The 22,830-nt window shown below is 41.4% G+C and carries 11 protein-coding genes; 8 read left to right on the top strand and 3 right to left on the bottom strand.

The window, feature by feature from the left end; all coding sequences use genetic code 11:
- Positions 1-76: 76 nt before the first annotated feature.
- Positions 77-2,230 (bottom strand): glycine--tRNA ligase subunit beta, encoded by a 2,154-nt coding sequence (gene glyS, locus RMY32_RS20755; RefSeq protein WP_322709199.1) that lies wholly within the window; start codon positions 2,228-2,230, stop codon positions 77-79.
- A 577-nt stretch (positions 2,231-2,807) separates the two neighbouring features.
- Between glyS and RMY32_RS20750 the strand changes: the two genes are divergently transcribed.
- The 6 genes from RMY32_RS20750 (at position 2,808) to RMY32_RS20725 (ending at position 13,376) form a co-directional block, all read left to right on the top strand.
- On the top strand, positions 2,808-3,386 hold the full coding sequence (locus RMY32_RS20750) for a PEP-CTERM sorting domain-containing protein (RefSeq protein WP_409883591.1): 579 nt from the start codon (positions 2,808-2,810) through the stop codon (positions 3,384-3,386).
- 742 nt (positions 3,387-4,128) lie between these two features.
- Positions 4,129-5,418: a glycosyltransferase family 4 protein gene (locus tag RMY32_RS20745; protein WP_322709197.1), complete on the top strand. Its 1,290-nt coding sequence runs from the start codon at positions 4,129-4,131 to the stop codon at positions 5,416-5,418.
- A 494-nt stretch (positions 5,419-5,912) separates the two neighbouring features.
- Positions 5,913-6,011 (top strand): hypothetical protein, encoded by a 99-nt coding sequence (locus RMY32_RS20740; RefSeq protein ID WP_409883626.1) that lies wholly within the window; start codon positions 5,913-5,915, stop codon positions 6,009-6,011.
- A 361-nt stretch (positions 6,012-6,372) separates the two neighbouring features.
- Entirely contained in the window at positions 6,373-8,001 is a 1,629-nt protein-coding gene (locus RMY32_RS20735) for an efflux RND transporter periplasmic adaptor subunit (protein ID WP_322709196.1), read from the top strand.
- A 227-nt stretch (positions 8,002-8,228) separates the two neighbouring features.
- Positions 8,229-11,420, top strand: coding sequence for an efflux RND transporter permease subunit (locus tag RMY32_RS20730; protein ID WP_322709195.1), 3,192 nt, complete (start codon positions 8,229-8,231; stop codon positions 11,418-11,420).
- 573 nt (positions 11,421-11,993) lie between these two features.
- Entirely contained in the window at positions 11,994-13,376 is a 1,383-nt protein-coding gene (locus tag RMY32_RS20725) for a carotenoid oxygenase family protein (protein WP_322709247.1), read from the top strand.
- A 566-nt stretch (positions 13,377-13,942) separates the two neighbouring features.
- Here RMY32_RS20725 and RMY32_RS20720 read toward each other — a convergent pair.
- Both RMY32_RS20720 and RMY32_RS20715 read right to left on the bottom strand, forming a co-directional pair.
- Positions 13,943-14,647: a CAP domain-containing protein gene (locus RMY32_RS20720; RefSeq protein WP_322709194.1), complete on the bottom strand. Its 705-nt coding sequence runs from the start codon at positions 14,645-14,647 to the stop codon at positions 13,943-13,945.
- Positions 14,648-14,911: 264 nt separating this feature from the next.
- On the bottom strand, positions 14,912-16,039 hold the full coding sequence (locus RMY32_RS20715) for an acyltransferase family protein (RefSeq protein ID WP_322709193.1): 1,128 nt from the start codon (positions 16,037-16,039) through the stop codon (positions 14,912-14,914).
- Between the two features lie 512 nt (positions 16,040-16,551).
- On the opposite strand from RMY32_RS20715, the gene RMY32_RS20710 reads away from it, so the two are divergent.
- Entirely contained in the window at positions 16,552-22,008 is a 5,457-nt protein-coding gene (locus tag RMY32_RS20710; protein ID WP_322709191.1) for a Calx-beta domain-containing protein, read from the top strand.
- A 296-nt stretch (positions 22,009-22,304) separates the two neighbouring features.
- Positions 22,305-22,766, top strand: coding sequence for a helix-turn-helix domain-containing protein (locus RMY32_RS20705; protein WP_322693938.1), 462 nt, complete (start codon positions 22,305-22,307; stop codon positions 22,764-22,766).
- The last annotated feature ends 64 nt before the right edge of the window (positions 22,767-22,830 follow it).

The raw sequence follows: 22,830 nt of genomic DNA, 5'->3' as shown, positions 1-22,830 counted from the left end.
GCAGAGTGTCCCTGGTTAAGCACTCCCTATAGTAGCCTTTCTTGGCAAAAATTACACAAGTTTTTGTTGACCTACGCTACAGATTTTTGACGATCGCACCAAAGTCAGCTAAAACACGGGCATGATTGCGAACTAGTCCGAGCAGATGTAACCGATTACGCTTGATTTCTGGATCGGAGTCCATAACTAAAACGCTATCTGGTCCATCAAAGAAGTTACTAACTGCTGGAGCAATTTTTGTGAGTGCTGCTACTAACAGTTGATAATTTCGGGTTTGCTGTGCTGTTTGAGTTTGTGGCACTGATTCGATTAGCGCATTATACAAAGCTATTTCAGAGGGCTTTTGGAATAATTCTTGACGAACTACGGTTGTTGGTTCTAGCTGTTTTGTATCCAAATCGCCTTGAGCGGCTAATCGTGTGGAACGGTTAACGGTTTCGTAAATGTTATCTAAGGTACTGTCGTTACGGATTTGTTGTAAGTACAAAGCGCGATCGCGCACATCCAATAAATCTTTTAACGTCCGTTCTGTGTATTCTGGGTCATTTTCTCCCAAAACTGCATTTACCAAATCGTAATCAATCTGTTTTTCTTCTTGTAATAAAGTGCGGATGCGTTGCAAGAAAAACTCTTGTAATGCTGTGGTTAATAATGCCTGGTCTTTATGATATTTTGCTGCAAAGTCCGTGGCTATTTGTGCCAATAAATTATCTAAATTTATCGGTAAATTATCAAACCAAGCAATTTTAACTACAGCATTAGCCGCACGGCGTAAGGCGAAAGGATCGGATGAACCGGAAGGAATTAAACCTAAACCAAAGATACTCACTAAAGTATCTAATCTATCGGCCAAACCTACGATTTTACCCGTGAGTGTTTCTGGTAACACATCACCGGCTCCCTTTGGCAAATAATGTTGAGAAATTGCCTTTGCTACTTCGGCATCTTCACCACTAGCCAAAGCATATTTTTCTCCCATAATGCCTTGCAGTTCAGGGAATTCATAGACCATTTGTGTCACCAAATCTGCTTTACATAATAAAGCAGCACGTTGGATTCTTTGGCTTTGATCTTCTGCTAATTCTAATTGACTGCTAATTTGCTCGGCAATTTGAACTATTCTATCTACCTTGGCACGCACCGAACCCAATTCTTCTTGGAAAGTGACTTTTTCCAATTGCGGTAAAAAGCTATCTATTGGTTTAGTTAAATCAGCTTCGTAGAAAAATCTACCATCAGCTAATCTGGCACGAATTACTCTTTCATTTCCTACAGCAACAATATCTGATTTTTTCGGATCGCCGTTAGAAATGGTAATGAAATTGGGCAATAATTCTTGCTCAAAACTCCCTGGTTTGAATACAGGAAAATAACGTTGATGAGTAACCATCACTTCAGTAATTACCTCAGTTGGTAATTCCAAAAATTCTGGTTCAAATTTACCAACAACTGCGGAAGGATATTCTACAAGGTTGGTTACTTCCGCTAACAAATCGGGGTAAATTACTGTATACCCGCCTAAATTCTCTGCAACTGCATTTACTTGTTCTTTAATCAGATTTACCCGTTCTTCTGGATCAACGGTGACATAAGCAGACTTGAGGGCGGTAACATAATCAGTAGCTTGGGCAATTGTCACAGGTTCAGGATGTAAGACTCGATGACCTTGGGAAAGGCGATCGCTCTGAATTGTTTTAGAACCATTCACTAATTCTAAAGGCAATACCGTCTCATCTAACAAAGCTACCAGCCAACGAATCGGTCGAGAAAACCTGGCATCTCCATTTCCCCAACGCATCAACCGCTTACCTTCTAAACCCCAAATCCACTGGGGAACAAGTTCTGTCAAAATTTCCGCCACAGGACGACCGGGAATTCTTTTTTGCACAAAGACAAATTCCCCTTTGTCAGTGGGGCGAACTGACAGCGCCTCCAGTTCCACACCTTGCTTTTTGGCAAAGCCTGCTGCTGCTGCTGTCGGCTGACCATCTTTAAAGGCGGCTTGGGCGGGGGGCCCTTTAATTTCTTCTTCTCGGTCTGGTTGCTGCGATGGTAGACCTGTAATCAATACCGCCAGCCGCCGGGGAGTACCGTACACCTGGATACTTTCGCCCTTGAGGCTGTTTGCTTCCAGGCTTTGGGGAATGCGTTCCGGCCATTGCACTAAAGCATCACTGAGAAAACTTGCAGGTAGTTCTTCTGTACCAACTTCTAATAGAAACCCAGGCATATAACACTGTTTTCAACTTTGCGTAGCTCAACTTTATCAGTTATTCTCAAGCGATCGCTCGTGATTTTTAGCTGAATCGGTCAGACAATTTTAGATTTTAGATTTTGGATTTTGGATTGACCCGATAGATAAATCTAGTACTTCACTAACCCAAAAATGCGCTTGTGGAGGTCGGCAGAGAGAGGAGCAGGGGAGCAGGGGAGAGATTCGTACAAGTTCTTTCCCCTCTGCCCCTGAAGCACCTCTGCCCCTCTGCTTGCCACCACGCAAAGAGTAACTGGACTACGTGAAAATGCAGGGATTTCAAACCCTTTAATTTACGATAAATGAGGAATGGAAGTTAAGCCAGGGTGGATTGTATAGAAAGAAGCGTAGACGCAGAGAAGTTTGTCGTCAAACATACTATAGACTTGACATTTTATGCAAAATTTATAAAACAAGTGCTTCTCTTCATAGATTCATTACATTACATCTTGTATTTTATGCGGTATTTACGGATATATATTTCTATCGTAAGCTTAGTGTTGATTGATGCATTGATATATGCATCATGACAATCAGCTTTAGAGTTATGACCATGAAAAATATTTTCGCCAAAATTACTGCGATCGCAGCAACCAGTGTTGCGATCACTACTAGTGCTAATAACCCAGCCCAAGCTATTGAATTAAACTTTAATTGGCAAGGTAATGCTGGTTACTCAGCAACAGGTTCATTTAGCTACGACGAAACTACAGCACCAACAATCATTTCAGAACTTGGTAGTGGAGCCACCAACTTTTTACAATCCTTAAATGTCTCCTTCTTAGACCCATCTAAAAATATTCTGGGAACCTATAACACCGTTAGTGGTGGAGTATCAGAATCTAATTTCTTCGCTTTCAATTTTAATACTTCCACTCAGACATTATTTGGGCCCTTTGATGTCGCCGGAGGAACGGGTGTAATTGGAGAATATTTCTTTCAGGGAACGGTTGGCGACTCTTTGCAATTACGTCGGGATGTCGATCAACAGGGAACGTCAACAACACTAGACCAAAATTCTGGCTCTATTCAAGTATCCAAAGTCCCAGAGCCTGCTTCTTTGTTGGGTTTGCTAGCATTTGCTGGTTTGGGTATAGCTTCAACTCTAAAGAAAAAGCAAGCCTTTTACTAGAAATTAGGGCTTTCTAGTCAGAGCTTGCCAAATTTACTGAATCTCTATTCTAGCCCTACTAGTTCAGTTAACTAGTGGGGTTATCATATAACCTCATTAAAAATATGAGTGAAATTAATTTTACTTTTACCTCAGCATTTATTACTCAGCACTCAACACTGTTTTAGTCAGCGCCTTTGAACTACTCAAAAAGTGGGATTCTCCTCAATTAATACAATACTGGTGACTTGGTTAAAAATACTTCATGTGCCAGTTTAAAAGGCGGAATGAGGGTTATATGCATAACACTGAATATAATGTTACAATTCCCCAAGTGTAAATTTAGGCATTAGTTCGGAAATAAAAAGACCAACTATTGTCATAATCATCAAAAAATAAAGTCTATATTTATCAATAATCTCACCCGTTTATCAAAATTCATATTTTAATTTTTAAGTGTTTTATGCAAGACAAAAATTATTTTTTAAACCTACAAAAAATTATAAGCAATGTTTAACACATTTTTTTTAATTAAACAATTTAACCAGTCAAAATACAGCATTTGTAAATAAATGAGGTAAGGAAAAACAGAGATAAAAATTAGATATAAACAGTTTATACCTCTGCTTCCTGCCTCTAAACCTATAGCTTTATGCTTTATGCAAAAGAAAACACTGTAAGCAATAAAAATAGCAGCCCCTACTAGCTATTAATAAGTAATTCGATCGTCTCATGCTATCTTCACAAAATTCACAAATAGTTCATGCATATTCTGATTTATTCCTACAACTATCATCCAGAGCCAATTGGAATTGCTCCGTTAATGACTGAATTGGCAGAAGGGTTAGTAAAGCGAGGTCATAAAGTGCGAGTGATTACGGGAATGCCCAACTATCCTCAGCGCGAAATTTACGATGGGTATCAAAATAAATGGTATCTTACAGAACAAAAAAATGGTGTTACAATTGCGCGAAGTTACGTGCGAATTAAGTCTAAACCTAACCTAGTGGATCGGCTGTTATTGGAGTTGAGCTTTGTTTTCACGAGCTTACCCCAAGCTTTTAAAGGTGGGCGACCAGATGTGATTATCTTAACAGTTCCGCCCCTACTAGGTACATTGCCAGCAACAACATTAGGCTGGTTATACAACTGCCCAGTAGTTCTAAATGTGCAAGATATTTTACCAGAAGCTGCTGTGCGTGTCGGGCTATTAAAAAACAAGTGGATGATCCGAACTCTTGCTGCTTTAGAGAAATTTGCATATCGGACTGCACACACTATTAGTGTGATCGCTGATGGGTTTCGTGAGAATTTAGTAAATAAGGGAGTACCTGTTAATAAAATCGTTTGTATTCCCAATTGGGTAAATGTAAATTTTATTCGCCCGTTACCGAAACAGAGCAACTCTTGGATATCTAACCATCAATTAGATGGAAAATTTGTAGTACTTTATTCAGGGAATATTGCTCTAACGCAAGGTTTAGAGACAGTAATCGAAGCAGCCGTTTGTTTACGTCATATCAAAGAGATTGTCTTTGTCATTGTTGGCGAATCAAGAGCATTGCAAAGATTGCAGGAATATTGTTTATCAAAGGGAGCAGATAATGTTTTGCTACTACCGTTACAACCGCGAGAAAAACTACCTGAAATGCTAGCGGCTTCTGATGTTGGGCTGATTGTGCAAAAGCACAATGTGATTTCGTTCAATATGCCTTCAAAAATACCGCTTTTGTTGGCGAGTGGTCGCCCAATTGTGGGTTCAGTTCCGGCCACTGGTACTGCTGCTAAAGCCATCGAACTCAGTGGTGGTGGGATAGTTGTTGAACCAGAATCGCCCCAAGCAATGGCTGCTGCGGTGCGTAATTTATATGCTAATCCGGCTCTAGTGACGAAGCTAGGTAACACAGGAAGACAATTTGCCGAAGAAAACTATTCTTTAGAGCAAGCGCTCGATCGCTATGAGTGGCTTTTTTCTCATATTGTTACCAACCGAAAATCAACTGTGGGGATTTTACCAAAATTCGATTCTAAGAAATCAGTTGTGGATGGTTGAAGGGGATTGAGGATTCATCACTCGTTAGCTACACAAACAAAACCCCGATTGGAATAAATTAAATCACCCATTCGGGTGAGTTAAAGATCAACCGATCGGGTGAACTAACTGTAGGAAGTTAAGACTGCTCAAAAATAGGAATCTAGAGAACACTGGCTGATTGCACGTCGTTCTTGGTGAGGATAACTTGATGATTAATAGAGCCGAATTAATCAGCGTAGGCGTAGCCCGTCGAACCCATAGGGGAAACAAGCTAGGCGTTGGCAAAGCCTCTCCAAGAGTTGTGTCTTGTAGAAAAGGCATCGCTCCAGACTGTTTTCTTCCTTAAGATCAGTATTCAGTACTACTCAAGAGGGATAAAGTCATCTGTAAATAATACTAATTTCGTTTGCTATGTGGTTATAATGCAAGCAAGCGCTTGCAAACACTCGTAGAAAACATTACCATCAAGTACGGCACAAACTTATGCACTCTTGATCTAATTAGCAACCAATATATTTGCAACGACAGGTTTAATCACAGCGACAACGCGAGAAATTTCTCGTGTTGCTGCGGTCAATGAGGTAACTTTATTTCGTCATTTCCATAACTAAAAAGCAACTACTAACTTGCTTTAATTACCAAAACGATTGCTTTACAGGCAGAAGCTTTAGCTGCACCAATATGAACCGTGCTTTAGCTTAGAGAGAAAGCACTGTGTTTATACTGACTAACGAAAGACTATAAATTACACTTTAAGAAATTGAACGGAGTTAAGTAATGTACAAATCAACCATAATGTGCTGAACAAAATTGGTTCATTTTAGGTGCTAGACATCGTGAGCGATCGCCCAAATACCCAAACATATTTTTTACCAACATAGAGAAAAAAGGGCTAAAAAACTATTCAAAATAATGCATTTTTAGCGAAGAGTAGATTGCCCAAGTCTAAATCCACAAGACGAGAAAACGAAGATGTCCCATTCTGAGTTCCCTGACTCTCCCTTACCCATTGAAATAGAACAGCCTGCTGTTACTGATTCTAGTCAAGAATCGCAAGAATTGCCACAGCGATCGCCTAAGCCACCTCAAAAACGGCGTTGGCCTCTGATATTAGGAATCGTTTTATTAATTGCAGGTGTAGGTTTTGGTTGGCGCTGGTGGCAAACTAGTAATGCTAGCAATGCACCTGCGGCTGGGGCAAATGCCGGTCAACCTAGAGCAGTTCCAGTCAAGCTAGCGACAGTGAAAACTGAAACCGTTCAAGACAGTTCGGAGTTTATTGGCTCTTTAGAAGCTCCACGTTCAGTAATCATTAAGCCACAGGTTGAAGGGCGAATTACCGAGATTTTCATCCAAGAGGGCAACCGCGTTCAACAAGGACAAGTCATTATTAGTCTGCAAAGTGATAATGTCCAAGCTCAACTATTACAAGCTAGAGGCACACTGCAAGAAGCCCAAGCAAAGCTTGCTGAACTTCAAGCGGGTACGCGACAAGAAGAAATTGCCCAAGCCAGAGCGCAGTTAGCTCAAGCCCAAGCTCGCTTTAGAGATGCTCAATCGGGATCGCAACCAGAAGAAATTGCTCAGGCTGAGGCTCAAATTCAGTCAGCTAAATCTGATGTGGAACTAGCACAGTCACGCGCCAAACGATATGCACAATTGAGAAAAGAGGGTGCAGTTTCCCAAGATACCTTAGAAGGATATGTCAAAGAACAGCAAAGCGCTGAAGCTGCTCTAGTCGTAGCCCAGAAACGCCTAGACCAACTCCGCCAAAGCAGAAGATCGAGTATCAACGAGCTAGGTGGTGCTTTGGAACAACAAAAACAAAACTTAAGGCAACTAGAAAATGGTTCCCGCCCAGAAGAAATTGCCCAAGCGCGATCGCAAGTAACTCAAGCAGCTGCCCAAGTTCAAGCGGCCCAAGTCCAATTGCAATACACAAAAGTTCTAGCACCTTTCACTGGCATTGTTGGTGATATTCCAGCAAAAGTGGGAGATTATGTGCAAAAAGCCGATCAACTCACTACACTAACTAGAAACGACTCTTTAGAACTGAATATTTCCGTTCCCGTAGCCGAAGCCAGAAAGTTGCGCTTGGGCTTACCTGTGCAAATGCTGGATGTCCAAGACAAACCCATAGCAAGGGGTAAGATCAGTTTTATCTCCCCAAATGCTAGTTCCGATTCGCAGACAGTTTTGGTAAAAGCCAACTTTGGCAATTCGAGAAATCGACTGCTTAATCTTCAATCAGTGCAAACCAAAGTGATCTGGAACGAACGTCCGGGAATCTTAATTCCAGTTACAGCAGTATCTCGCTTGGGTGGAGAGACTTTTGTATTTGTAGCTGAAGCGCCAACAGAAAAAAAAGCTGAAGCACCAGCAGAAAAAAAAGCTGAAGCACCAGCAGAAAAGAAAGCTGGAGCGCCAGCTTTAGTAGCTCAACAAAAACCTGTGAAATTGGGAGTTATTGAGGGGAATAATTATCAAGTTATCGAAGGACTAAAAGCTGGAGACAGAATTGTTGTTTCCGGTATTCTCAACCTAACTAATGGCGCTCCCATCACTCCCGCACCGCAAGAAGTGGGTAGTCAGAAGCCATAGGGAGAGGCAGGGGAGCAGGGGAACGAAGCAGGGGGAGTAGGGAGACAAAGGGGACAAGGGTGAATTATTGAACAAGTCTCTCTTGTCTCCCCCCTCTGACTTGTCTCTCTTGTCTCTTCTTCATGTTCAATGCCTAATGCCCCATTGCCCCTAATCCCCAAAGGGGGCCCCGAGTTCCCCATTCCCCAATACCTAATGCCAAATACCCAAAGCCCAATTTTTAAACTATGTTTGTTGACTTTTTTATTAAGCGGCCAATTTTTGCGTCGGTATGTGCGAGCGTCATCCTTTTAACAGGATTAATCAGTATTCCCACACTACCGATCGCCAGATTCCCAGAAATTAGTCCCACCCAAATCACTGTAACTTCCAACTATAGCGGAGCTAGTGCAGAAGTCGTAGAAAGCGGAGTGACAAATATCTTAGAAAGGCAAATCAACGGGGTTGAGGGACTAAGATATCTGACTTCTAGCAGCAGTAACGATGGTACTAGTACCATTACAGCCACCTTCGATTCATCGCGTGATAAAGATATTGCAGCTGTGGATGTGCAAAATCGTGTTTCTGTTGCCCAGCCACAACTACCAGACTCTGTGCAACGCACGGGAGTGCGAGTATCGAAAGAATCTAGTAACATCCTCTTAGCGATTGGTTTATTCCCTGAAAATAAAGAGTACGACAATACATTCTTAAGTAACTATGCTGACCTTTACTTAGCAGATGCCTTAAAAAGAGTCAAAGGTGTGAGCAACGTTCAAATTTTTGGCGAACGCCGCTATGCAATGCGCCTGTGGTTAGATCCAACTCGCCTTGCCAATCGGGGGCTAACAACTCAAGATGTAGCGAATGCTTTATCTGAACAAAACTTGCAAGTTGGTGCAGGGAGAATTGGACAAGAACCTGCTCCTGAAGGACAAAGGTATCAACTTGATGTGCGTGCTGCTAGCCGATTAGCAGAACCATCAGAATTTGAAGAAATTGTCCTCAAAACTGGAGATGATAACACATTAGTCAAGCTCAAAGATGTCGGTAGAGCAGAACTGGGTGCAGAAAACTACAGTTCATTTCTAAGATTTCGTGGTAACGATGCTGTCGGTTTAGGGATTTATCAGATTCCTGGTAGTAATGCCTTGGATGTAGCCAAGGGAGTCAAAGCCGAAATTGCGCGATTGGCTCCAAGTTTTCCCCCAGGCATGAAATATCAGGTAGCTTTTGACACAACCATGTTTGTCGAAGAGTCGATGGCAGAAGTGCTTAAGAGCTTGATTGAATCGGTGGTGCTGGTTGTAATTGTAATTTTTGTGTTTTTGCAAGACTGGCGAACTACCTTAATTCCCGCAATTACTATTCCGCTTTCCTTCATTGGGATATTTGGCTTCGTCAAAGTTTTTAACTTTTCAATTAATAGTTTGACTTTGTTTGGTCTGACTTTAGCATCAGGGATGGTGGTAGATGATGCGATCATTGTAGTAGAGCAAATCAGCCGCTTTATTCAGGATAGAGGTATAAATCCTCGCCGAGCCGCTAGTGAATCAATGGCGGAACTATTTGGCGCGGTGATTGCCACTTCATTAGTGTTGATGGCGGTATTTGTACCAGTGGCGTTCTTTCCGGGAACCACAGGCGCACTTTATCGGCAATTTGCGCTAACGATCGCCTTTTCCATTGCGATTTCGACTTTTTTGGCTTTGACTCTGATACCTTCTTTGTGTGGGGTGTTGCTGCGTCAAGGACAAAGACCTTCAGGCTGGCTGGGTTGGATTTTTGGGCAGATGAATCGCTTTCTTGACTGGGTACAGCATAGTTATAAGCGATCGCTTACTTTTCTAGTACGCATTAAAGGTATCGTCATTGGGTTGTTTATTGTTTCCTTGGGAATGACTGCTTGGCTGTACATCACAGTACCGACAGCCTTTCTACCCGATGAAGACGAAGGTTACTTCATCACAATTATCCAAGGGCCGCAAGGGGTTTCGTTGCAATATACCAGCGATGTGATTGCACAGGTAGAAAAAGAAATTCTGAAAATTCCTGAAGTCGTGGGGACTTTTGCGATCGGAGGATTTGGTTTTAGTGGTAGCACCGCCAATAGCGGCATCATCTTTACCACTTTAAAATCATGGGATGAGCGCTCAAAACCCGATCAATCGGTAAAGGCGATTATTGGCAGCTTGCAAGGGAAGTTGATGGCAATCCCAGAAGCCAGAGTTTTTCCTGTAAACCCCCCAGCAATTCAGGGTTTAGGCAACTTTGGCGGCTTTGTTTTTCAACTGCAAGACCGCAGAGGTAACAGTGGCTTAGAAAATCTAGTCCAATCGATGGGTCAGTTGCTGGGTAAAGCTAATCAAACACCAGGATTACAAGCTGTATTTAGCACCTTTGCCGCAGATACACCACAATTGCTTGTGGAAGTAGACCGCAATAAAGCCAAATCATTGCAAGTTTCCATAGATGATGTCTTCAGTACTTTACAAACTGCTTTGGGATCGCAATATGTCAATGATTTTAATCTCCAGCAGCGCAATTATCGGGTGTATCTCCAGGCAGATCAACAGTATCGTTCCAACCCAAAAGATATTGGTAAACTATACGTTCGTTCTCAAAAGAATCAAATGATTCCTTTGAGTAACTTAGTCACAGTTACTCCGACTGTGGGAGCGCAAACGATAAATCACTACAATCTATTCCGCTCAATTGAAATTAATGGTGCCGCCGCCCCTGGCTCTAGCTCTGGAGACGCAATTAAAGCAATGGAACAAGTTGCTAAAGAAGTTTTACCAGCAGGTTATGGCTATGAATGGTCAGGGACTGCATTAGAAGAAATAGATTCTGGCGGTTTAGCACCCCTGATTTTTGGATTAGGATTGGTATTTGTATTTTTGGTGCTAGCTGCTCAATACGAAAACTACATTGACCCCTTTATAATTCTGTTATCAGTTCCCTTAGCTATTTTTGGAGCGCTTGTAGCTCAATCGGTACGGGGTTTTTCTAATGATGTTTACTGTCAAATTGGTCTAGTAATGTTGATTGGTTTAGCTAGTAAAAACGCTATTTTAATTGTGGAGTTTGCTAACCAATTGCGAGATCGAGGTCTTTCAATGACTAAAGCTGTAATTGAAGCTTCACAAGAACGGTTACGTCCAATTTTGATGACTGCTTTTGCTACTCTTTTAGGAATTTTTCCCTTGGCTAATTCCACAGGTGCTGGTGCAGGAAGTCGCCAATCTTTAGGAACAGCAGTTTTTGGTGGGATGTTAATCGCTACTTTCTTGAGTTTGTTTGTAGTGCCAATTTTATATATTGTAATTAAAACGATAACAGAGCGATTTATCAAACCAAATCGGCATCAAGAAATACCAGCAGAAGCAGTGTCATTGAATGGTAACACTGCTATATATTCAACAAAAGCTGAGGATTGAGTATTTCTCGTTATCGATTGAAGCAAATCAATTTAGGGGCTTGCAAAAAATAAATTATCCCATCATAAAGCAAGGTTTATGATGGGATACTTTGTAACTGCAAGTACCTTAAATGCTGCTGGACTCAATGCCCAAGACATCGTCGTTTTATTCCTATCGAGATATAGACTAAATATTTACTTTGATCGTAAGAGTAAATTGGTCAAAAATAAACTAATGCATTTAGCAAATACTGACATGAATAGTTGTCCAAAAATTTTAGCAACTCTTGAAAGAAAACTAAAACAGAAGTCAACGGTTAGAATAAATAACTTATACCAGTTAAATTAGCGGATAATGTCCTTGTATTAAGTTTATATACAACTAGCGATCGCTAAATAAATCTTAGATATCTGCTATAGCACACCTTATTCTGAAGATAAATGGAACCTCCTACAAATCAAACGAATTAAACAGCTAGAGAAAAAATTGAATTTGTAGACCGATTGCAAAAATTCCACAACGCCCTCAAAACCATGTGGGCATAATGACAAACCAGAATGTACAGTACAAATGTACGCTGAAATCAAGACAATGGTAACAATAGCAGTCAATCCCTATCTCGATGGCAATTTTGCTCCAGTTCATGAAGAAATCACCACCGACAAATTGCCAGTTATCGGTGAATTACCCCTTGACCTATCAGGGATGTTTGTGCGGAATGGCCCTAACCCTCAATGGACGCCTATCGGTCAATATCATTGGTTTGATGGGGATGGGATGTTGCATGGTGTGCAAATTAGCAACGGCATAGCCACTTATCGTAACCGCTACGTCCAGACTTTTGGATGGAAAAAAGAACGAGAAGCAGGTAAAGCTATCTGGACTGGGTTGTTAGAACCACCACAAATGGATAATCCTCACGGTCGCTACAAAAATACTGCCAATACTGCCTTAGTGTGGCACGCTGGTCAGATGTTGGCGCTGAACGAGGGAGGTAAACCTCACGCCATCAACCTGCCTGAATTAGAAACCATTGGCGAATATAGCTACAATGGCAAGCTGGTTTCTGCCTTCACAGCCCATCCCAAAGTAGACCCCGTTACAGGGGAAATGATTTTCTTTGGCTACTCTTTGTTTGCGCCACCATATCTGCAATATAGTCTCGTCTCAGCACAAGGCGAACTGTTACGGACGGTGCCAATTGAACTGCCAATAGGCGTGATGATGCACGATTTTGCCATCACTGAAAACTACACAATTTTCATGGATTTGCCGCTGACTTTTAACCTAGAGCGATCGCAACGGGGAGAACCTGTAATGATGTTTGAGCGCGATCGCCCTAGTCGCTTTGGCATTATACCACGTCACGGTGACAACAGTAATATCCGCTGGTTTGAAAGTCCTGCTTGCTACGTCTTCCATACCCTCAACGCTTACGAAGAGGGAGACGAAGTAGTGCTAATTGCCTGTCGTATGAGTTCTACAACTGTTTTGAGTTCTGATGATTCGCAACCCGATCCAAACGCCAATATTCCCCGTTTGCATCGCTGGCGATTTAACCTCAGCACGGGGACAGTACGTGAAGAGATGTTGGATGATGTAGCTTCCGAATTTCCCCGCGTCAACGAAAACCGATTGGGGCGACAAAACCGATATGGCTACACTAACAAAGCGGCAAACAGTCCCGTACCTTTATTTGACGGTATCATCAAATACGACTTCAATAGTGGAAAATCCCAAATACATGAATTTGGACAGGGGCGCTATAACGGTGAAACTGTGTTTGCGCCGCGTCCTGGTGCAACGGCTGAGGATGATGGTTGGCTGATGACTTTCGTCCATGATGAGGGTTCAGATACTTCAGAATTAGTAGTAGTGAATGCCCAAGATATAACAGCTGAACCTGTAGCGCGGGTGATAATTCCTCAGCGAGTGCCTTATGGCTTTCATGGTGCTTGGTTTGCTGCAAAATAGCTCAATGGGCAGTTATAAACCTTAGACCTCTTGGCATTTGTGCTTTTTGCAAGAGGTGGGAAAAGGGTAAAGGTTAAGGGGGAAAGGCAAAATACAGAACCTTTCCCTTTCCCCCCGCCCCTTTTCCCCAGAAGGCAGGGTGGTTTCATACAACGAGAGAAAAACTAAAAATGGGTTTCAAAGCCTCTCCCCGAAGCGGAGAGAGGTTTGGAGAGGGGTCAAAATCTATCGTTATACATGAAAAATCAAGACTTATATATTTTTCTTTTTTCGTATGAAACCACCCTGCGCCCCTTATCCCCAAAGGGGACTCCACCTTCCTCTTTTCCCGACAAATGCCAACAAGTCTCTTGTTTACACAGACAAAACCCGCTTAGGCGGGTTTCAAATTCTTTGAGTCAGCGCAGGCGGACTTGGCTTGTGTAACCATGATTTATAATCGCCAGGTTATCCCTAATACGCTTGGGTTAAGGGTTATTAGTGTAGATTATTGGTCTTTCAAGACGCGGTAAATCGCGTCTCTACATCAGGATTTTGGGCTTATATGAACTCCCTTCCCGCGTAAATTATTTTTCCCTATATCCGCCAGCGTAGTCAATCACGCAGATTGTTCTATATGATTTGTGAGTTCCATAAGCAACACCAGAGACTTTAAAAGCACCATTAAAAATGTTTTTTCGATGGCCGCGATCGCTCACACCATCATCAATAATTAACTGCATAACGATATCTTGAGCGCTGTTTGGCCCATAACTGATATTTTCACCTGCGGTTGTTTGCCATTTACCATAGCGGTTGATGCGAGTAAAAGGGTTGCTACCATCGCTACCATCATGACCTATAGCACCTTTTGGGCCTTGGTCTTTTACGTGATCTTTTGCTCCTAAAGACATACCCTTAGATGCACTCAAGGTTCCTACAGGACGTGCTGATTTGAGAAATGCGATCGCTTCATCAACTGCCTTAACTCCTTCTTGAGTTCGTAGATAAGTATTATTAGAAATTTTTACCCGGTTCCCCTCAAAGCGCTTTCTATAGTTTTCCAGAATCGGGAGGTATGCTTTAGGATTTGTTCTTACCTTATTGGTTTCAACAATTACCTGTTGTTCCAAGGGTGAAAGGTAACTCGCCTTTGCTAATAAAGTTGGACTAGTTTGTTTAACTACTGCTGGGTTAGAGTTGGCTACAGACGGGTTAGATTGTAGCAGTTGATTTGAGCAGCCCAATATCAAGGTAATTGGCAAAAATACCCAAAAATTCATGCGACGCATCGATTACCTCACAATTTTTCTATGGATTAATTTAGTGAATTAGAACAAATAAGAATTTTCAACGCACAGATAAGTCTGTAGACGCTTCTGCCGTTAGAAACGATATCAGGGTTTAAGTAAGTTTGCTAAAGAAAGCGCAGATTAACGCGCCAATAATATTGATAAAGTTGCGATTGCCTTTGTTCCTAGAGTGTTAGAATCCATCACTTAACACCTGTTGTAACATTGAAAACATTAAAACGTAAATAATAACAAAAATCTTTTTTACACTTTTAGAAACCAGCGTTGCCGATACATCAGAAAACCAACAGCCCACCACAACAACACGGTGAATAAGGCAAATAACAGGGAACCATTCAGCACACCCGCCCAAGATGCGAAAAAATTCTGGTAAATCCAATTGTAAGTACTAGGAGCGTCTTTGCCGGTGCCAATAGTAGTTTTGACTAAAATTTTAATTAACAAAACCGAGGCAACGAAAAGAGCGATCGCATTTAAGCCCATAATTTCAAAAGGTTTACTCCAGCGACGCATCAGCCGTACTTCGATCAGTTCATAACAAGCTGCTAGTAATAGTAACGCCCAACCTGTTGTAAATACTACATAAGAACTTGTCCACAGCTTTTTGTTAATTGGGAATGTCCACCCCCATGCCCAACCGATAATTAAGCAACCAACTCCGAATAATCCTAAACCGATACTTGTACGTAAATGTACAGATTGACTGCGTATCCATTGACCAGTAAAGTAGCCAGCGAGGACGCTTACTATCGCGGGAATAGTACTGAAAAGCCCTTCTGGGTCTCCCATAAAGTTGAAACCATCACCTTTGTATAAATGTGCTTTGGGAATAATCAGGCGGTCAACATAAGCGCCAAAATTACCTGCTCGCGTCAAAACTCCTGCACCATGCTCTGGTACTGCTACATACATCATCGTTAGCCAGTAGCCAATGAGTAGCACTGCTGCTAGTATCCATTGACCTTTGCGCGGAAGGTTGAGAACAGCTAGGGAAGCCAGCAGATAGGTAAGGCTGATGCGCTGCAACACTCCCATAATGCGGATACTACTCAAATCAAAAGTCCAAATACCTTGATTCCAAAAGCCATTTAGTAGTAATCCCAAGGCAAAGAGAATAGCGGTGCGGCGCAATATCCGCCAGTAAACAGCTGAGGTTGGTTTATTGCCTTCGCTGTATTTTGACAGCGAGAAAGTCATCGCTACACCGACAATGAAGAGAAAGAAAGGAAATACTAAGTCCGTTGGTGTGCAGCCGTGCCAATCGGCGTGAGCTAAGGGAGGATATACATCATCTGCGACACCCGCCATATTAACGAGAATCATTCCAGCGATAGTAATGCCGCGAAAAACATCCAGTGAAGTCAGGCGCATAAGCGGAATTTTATGTTACATGAGTATCTAAAGTACTCCGCTTGATGCAGGTAAGCAAGCAAAATTTATAGGTTTACTTACCAAATATAGTTTTTCATCAAGGTTTCTGCCCATACTATCTTGTATGAAACTAGAAGTACGCGATCGCACCTAGACCACAGTTTTAGTTTAGCGATTCAAAAAGGATTGGTAGTACCAGAACTGTTAATAAAACTAGATATACTCAAATTTCAATCAATCTATCGTTATTTAAGTGAAAATGCAGTTGTTTTGTCAATAGACTTAGTATAAATTGCTATAAACAAAAGCTGTGACTAAAAAACAGCTAACTTTATTCAAGGCGTGCTTATATAACAACTAAAAATATTGCGGTTTTCTCTCATTAAATAAAAAGTTTAATTACCGATTTCATTTGGAAATGAAAGCGAATGCAGAGTCATTCACTTTCTATTTTGTTATGCACGCTAAATCTTACTAAGCTAAAGCTAATAAATTATATTTAAGGAATAATTATGATAAAACTGCCAGAAAATCATCGCTCTGAAAGTATAAATAAGTCTACTATCAAATTAATAGATGCAAGCACAAATATTGTTTTTATAGATCCAAAAGTTATAGATTACCAAAGCTTAATGGCTGGTATTATACTTGGCAGTGAAGTTGTTATTCTTGATGCCAATAGAGACGGGTTAGCACAAATTACCGAGTTTCTAGCAAAACGTAAATCCAATTCAGTTCAATCAATTCACATTGTTTCCCACGGAAGTGTGGGGAGTTTGCAGCTAGGGTCAATCAACTTCAACCTTACCAATCTGGATAGCTACAAAAATCAGTTAAAAAAGTGGACAAATGCTTTAACAGATAAAGCTGACATCCTACTTTATGGCTGTGATGTAGCCAGTGGTGAAGGCATAAAATTTGTACAGCAGATTAGCCAAATTACTGGAGCAGATGTTGCCGCTTCTAATAACAAAACCGGAAGTGCAGCTTTAGGTGGCGATTGGGATTTAGAGGTGAAGACAGGAAAAATTGAGGCTTCCCTGGCATTTCAACCTGAAGTAATACAGGCTTACCAATCGATTTTGCCAGCTAGTTTTACTGGCACATACTCTCAAAACTTCAACACATTAGCTGCTTCTGGAACATCTATTACTTGGACTAATGATTCAACCATTTCAGGCTGGTATTCCACAAGAACAAATTACAGCGCTGGTAATGGCAGTAATAATACAGGTGCAATGTACAGTTTTGGTACGACCACAGACCGAGCACTTGGTTCTGTAGCTTCTGGTACTACAGGAACTATTTATTATGGTTTGCGCCTCCAAAACAATACAGGTTCACCAATTACTAAGTTGCAAGTAGGTTATACGGGTGAGCAATGGCGTAATGGTAGTAATACATCGCAGCAACAGCTGAAATTCAGTTATCAAACTGGGTCAACTCTCACAAGTTTGGAAACAGGAACATGGACGCCTGTCACATCGCTAGATTTCACCGGGCCAATTGCAACTGCAACCGCAGGTTCCCTGAATGGTAATCAAATTGCCAATCGAACTGTCATAACTCCTGTAATATTTAATCTAGCTACCCCCATAGCTAACGGTGAAGAGATTATATTGCGTTGGGAAGACATAGATGATACAGGCAACGATCATGGTTTAGCCATTGACGATGTATCTGTCAAAGTAGATGGCACCACCTATATAGTAACTAACACCAATGACAGCGGTGCTGGCTCGTTGAGGCAAGCTATTATCAATGCCAATAACGATCCAGGGATTGAGACAATCATCTTTGATACGACTGGGATATTTGGTGATGTTACCCCCGACACTATTACCCTCACTTCTGGAGAATTGAATGTTACTGAAGGAGTCATCATTCAAGGAACTGGGGCTAATAAACTTACTATCAGTGGTAACAATACTTCCCGTGTTTTTAATGCCAGTGCCTCTCTCTCAATTGATGGGTTGAAGATAACTGGGGGAAATAGAGCAAATGGTGGCGGGATCTACAGTACCAGTAGTGTCATAGTCAGTAATAGTAATTTTTCTGGCAACACTGCCAACACTAGCGGCGGCGGCATTTACAGCACCAGTAGTGTCACAGTCAGCAACAGTACATTTTCTGGCAACACCGCAAACACTAACGGCGGCGGCATTTACAGCAATAGTGCCACACTCACCGATAGCAGTATTTTTAACAACATAGCGAATCTTGGGGGAGGCATATACAGCACCAATGCCACAGTTAGCAATAGTACTCTTTCTGGCAACACTGCGAACAGCAATGGTGGCGGCATTTTCAGTAGCACTAGTGTAACCATAAGCAATAGCACTATTTCTAGCAATACAGCTAAAACTTATGGTGGCGGCATCTACACCAGCAATGCCACAGTCAGCAATAGCACTATTTTTGGAAATACTGCCGATAGTGATAACAATGGCCAAGGTAATGGTGGCGGCATTTATAAATTTAGCGGTACGGTAAGCATCAGCAATAGCATCATTGCTGGCAATATTGACCCAGGTAATCAAGGATCTGATGTCTATGGTAGCAACTTCAATGGTAATGCTTACAACCTGATTGGCAATCTTACTGGTAAATCATCCGGGACTCTGGGCACGGGTACAGATATTATTAACCCCAATCCCGGACTCAAACCGCTAGGAGATTACGGTGGTTCTACACAAACTCATGCTCTATACTTTAACAGTCCTGCCAGGAATGCTGGCGATTCCGCTTACAATGGTGGCTTAACTACGGATCAGCGTGGCACGGATTTTAACCGTATTGAAAGCGGGAGAATTGACATTGGAGCATTTGAATATGTGCTTCCAAAAGTCAACTTTGGTGCTGCTACGTACAATACAACAGAAGATAGTACTGCCACTACAGTAACTATTTCTGTTACCTTAGATGCCTCTCCTGAAACCGCTATCACAGTTCCTATTGTCGTCAAAAACAATAGTACGGCTACTAATGGCAACGATTACACTTTTTCCCCCGCTATCATCTCCTTTACTGCTGGGGCAACAGGCGCAAATTTAACACAGCTAATCACTTTTACTATAAACCCAGACGATTTACCTGAGAATGCAGAAACAGTTGTACTCAACTTCGGCACGCTAACAGGTGCTGATTTAGGGACAATAACTGAAACTACTCTAAATATTGCTGCTAATGATGCGATTCAATATGCAATTTCTACTCCTACCTCAACTTTAACTGAAGGTAATAGCGGTACTCAAGCTGTTACCTTCACAGTTACTCGTAGTGGTGGTATTGGCGTGGCTAGTACTGTAAATTATGCTTTTAACGGTGCAGCAACTTTTGGCAGTGACTATAACAATATTCAAGTTACGGGTGGAGGAACTGCTACATCTGGAACTTTAAGCTTCGCTGTTGGGGAAACCACAAAAACAATTACAACCGATGTTTTGGGTGACAATACATTTGAACTCAATGAAGACATTACTGTTATTCTGAGTAACCCCAATATCATAACTGGAGCGCCAAATTCCACAATTACTAACAGTTCGGCTACAGTAAACATCATCAACGATGATAGCCAACCAACTATCAGCATCTCAGATATCTCTGTTGCTGAAGGCAACACAGGCACAACAACTAACGCTAACTTCACTATCAGTCTTTCTAACCCTAGTTCTCAACAGATTACTGTAAATTACAACACCAGTGATGGCACTGCTCAAGTTTCTGACTCTGATTACAATTCAGCTTCTGGAACTATTACTTTCAATCCTGGCGAAACCAGTAAAACTCTTAACATTAGTGTTGTAGGCGATAACAAATTTGAAACCGACGAGGCATTTTCTGTCAATCTTTTAGGTGCGACAAATGCCACGATCGCAGATAATTTAGCAGTTGCTACCATCATCAATGATGATAACCAACCAACTATCAGCATCTCGGATGTTTCAGTTTCTGAAGGCAATACAGGCACAACAACTAATGCCAACTTTATTGTCACTCTCTCCAATCCTAGTTATCAGCAGGTTACTGTAAATTACAACACGAGTGATGGCACTGCTCAAGTTGCTGACTCTGATTACAACTCTGCTTCTGGAACTATTACTTTCAATCCTGGCGAAACTAGCAAAGTTATTAGCATTGGTGTCATTGGTGATAACAAAACTGAAACCAACGAGACATTTTCTGTTAATCTTTTAGGTGCAACAAATGCCGCAATTACTGATAGTTTAGGATTGGCTAATATCATTGATGATGACAACCAACCGACTATCAGTATCTCGGATGTCTCAGTTTCTGAAGGCAATACAGGCACAACAACTAATGCTAACTTTACGATCAGTCTCTCTAATCCTAGTTATCAGCAGATTACTGTAAATTACAACACGAGTGATGGCACTGCTCAAATTGGTGATTCTGATTACAACTCTGTTTCTGGAACTATTACTTTCAATCCTGGCGAAACGAGCAAAGTTATTAGTATTGGCGTCGTCGGCGATAACCAAACTGAAACTGATGAGACATTCTCTGTCAATCTTTCGGCTGCAACAAATGCCGCGATCGCAGATGGCTTAGGAGTTGGTACTATTCTCAACGATGATAGTCAACCAACTATCAGCATCTCGGATATCTCTGTTACTGAAGACAACACAGGTGCAACAACTAACGCTAACTTCACTATCAGTCTTTCTAACCCTAGTTCTCAACAGATTACTGTAAATTACAATACCAGTGATGGCACTGCTAATGCTGCTGACTCTGATTACAATTCGGCTTTCGGGACGATTACTTTCAATCCTGGCGAAACCAGTAAAACTTTTAGCATTGGTGTTGTAGGCGATAACAAATTTGAAACTGACGAGACATTTTCTGTCAATCTTTTGGGTGCAACAAATGCCGCGATCGCAGATAATTTAGGTGTTGCTACCATCATCAACGATGACAGCCAACCAACTATCAGCATCTCGGATGTTTCAGTCTCTGAAGGCAATACAGGCACAACAACTAATGCCAACTTTGTTGTCACTCTCTCCAATGCCAGTTATCAACAGGTTACTGTAAATTACAACACGAGTGATGGCACTGCGAAAACTTCTGACTCTGATTACAACTCTGATTCAGGAACAATTATTTTCGCTCCTGGTGAAACTAGCAAAACTCTTAATATTGGCGTCATAGGCGATAACCAAAGTGAAGCCAACGAGACATTTTCTGTTAATCTTTCAGGTGCGACAAATGGCACGATCGCAGATAGTTTAGGAGTAGCTACCATCATTGATGATGATAATCTAACAACTGTTATTATCTCTGATGTCTCAATTGCTGAAGGTAACACAGGCACAACAACTAATGCTAACTTTATTGTCACTCTCTCCGCAGCGAGTTTACAGCAGGTTACTGTAAATTACAACACGAGTGATGGCACTGCTAAAGTTTCTGACTCTGATTACAACCCTGCTTCCGGGACAATCGTTTTCAATCCTGGCGAAACCACCAAAACTATTGCTATTGGTGTCATAGGTGATAACAAAGCTGAAACTAACGAGACATTTTCCGTTAATCTTTTCGGTGCTACAAACACCACGATTACTGATAGCTTGGGAGTGGCTACTATCATAAATGATGACCAACCTCCAGCCATTAGCATTGCAGATGTATTAGTCAAAGAAGGCACAACAGGGATGACAACTAATGCTAATTTTGTCGTCACTCTCTCGAACGAATTCTATCAACCGATAGTCGTAAATTACAGTACGAGTGATGGTACCGCTAAAGAATCTGACTCGGATTATAATTTTGGTTTAGGGACAATTGTTTTCAACCCTGGCGAAACTAGCAAAGTTATTAGTATTGGCGTCAGAGGTGATAATAAAGTTGAACCCAACGAAACATTTTTTGTCAATATCTATGGTGCGGCAAATGCCACATTTAATAATTACCAAGGAGTTGGCACAATCAAGAATGATGACTAATCGTTATTGAGCAGAACATTAGCGATCGCTGCAATTATCCCAGCCCAGAGTAGCCGTTGGTAAAATACTTGTGCTATAAATTACAGCTTTTTTGATTTATCCAACAAACTTTTTATAATTTAAAGTATTAAATAAAACTTAATACATACGTAGCTAAAGTTTGACTAGCATTTTAAAATACAGGATTAAGCCATTATCAAAAAAATTTATCCGAAAATCAAATATTCAGTATAATTACGTATGCGGATCGAAGTCTTCTCAATGAATAGTAGAATTAGCCCATACAGGAGAAGACTGTGACGCTCTTAAATGAAGCTCAAGTAGAGCAACTAAAGGAAATAACCACACGCTTGCGACAAGTAAGACAAGAAAAATCTATCCGCATAGAAGAAATAGCCTCTCAGACAATGCTTCGAGTAGGTATTTTGCAAGCGTTAGAAGAAGATCGATTTGAAGAATTACCTGAGCCGATTTTTCTGCAAGGATTCATTCGTCGTTATGGAGATGCTTTAGGGCTGGATGGAAATGCTTTATCGTACAGCCTTATAACCAATGTTGTCTCTAAAGACTCTAAAAATGCTCGCCACTCAGACAATAAACAAAATACATACATACCTCTTGTTCTGACCTATATTTTATTATTGGTTAGTGCATCTGCTGGTCTTCTTCATATACTTAATCCACAACTGACAGCTGAATCTCTGACTCCAGAAAATAATAATCAACAGTCAATAGTCAGTAATCAGACTAACAAATGACCAAAAACATAGAGGGAGTGGAAAGACGCGATTAATCGCGTCTGTACCGAGTAAAGGAAAAGAA

It is taken from the genome of Nostoc sp. ChiSLP03a (assembly GCF_034531215.2).
Lineage (GTDB): Bacteria > Cyanobacteriota > Cyanobacteriia > Cyanobacteriales > Nostocaceae > Nostoc.
Note: the sequence above shows the minus strand (reverse complement) of the source record. Positions and strands in the feature narration are given on the sequence as shown.

What these genes read in the sequence shown, in the direction of transcription:
- RMY32_RS20730 (WP_322709195.1), top strand. Translation starts at nt 8,229, where the DNA reads ATGTTTGTTGACTTTTTTATTAAGCGGCCAATTTTTGCGTCGGTATGT.
- RMY32_RS20710 (WP_322709191.1), top strand. Translation starts at nt 16,552, where the DNA reads ATGATAAAACTGCCAGAAAATCATCGCTCTGAAAGTATAAATAAGTCT.
- RMY32_RS20720 (WP_322709194.1), bottom strand. Translation starts at nt 14,647, where the DNA reads ATGCGTCGCATGAATTTTTGGGTATTTTTGCCAATTACCTTGATATTG.
- RMY32_RS20745 (WP_322709197.1), top strand. Translation starts at nt 4,129, where the DNA reads ATGCATATTCTGATTTATTCCTACAACTATCATCCAGAGCCAATTGGA.
- RMY32_RS20715 (WP_322709193.1), bottom strand. Translation starts at nt 16,039, where the DNA reads ATGCGCCTGACTTCACTGGATGTTTTTCGCGGCATTACTATCGCTGGA.
- RMY32_RS20725 (WP_322709247.1), top strand. Translation starts at nt 11,994, where the DNA reads ATGGTAACAATAGCAGTCAATCCCTATCTCGATGGCAATTTTGCTCCA.
- glyS (WP_322709199.1), bottom strand. Translation starts at nt 2,230, where the DNA reads ATGCCTGGGTTTCTATTAGAAGTTGGTACAGAAGAACTACCTGCAAGT.
- RMY32_RS20735 (WP_322709196.1), top strand. Translation starts at nt 6,373, where the DNA reads ATGTCCCATTCTGAGTTCCCTGACTCTCCCTTACCCATTGAAATAGAA.
- RMY32_RS20750 (WP_409883591.1), top strand. Translation starts at nt 2,808, where the DNA reads ATGAAAAATATTTTCGCCAAAATTACTGCGATCGCAGCAACCAGTGTT.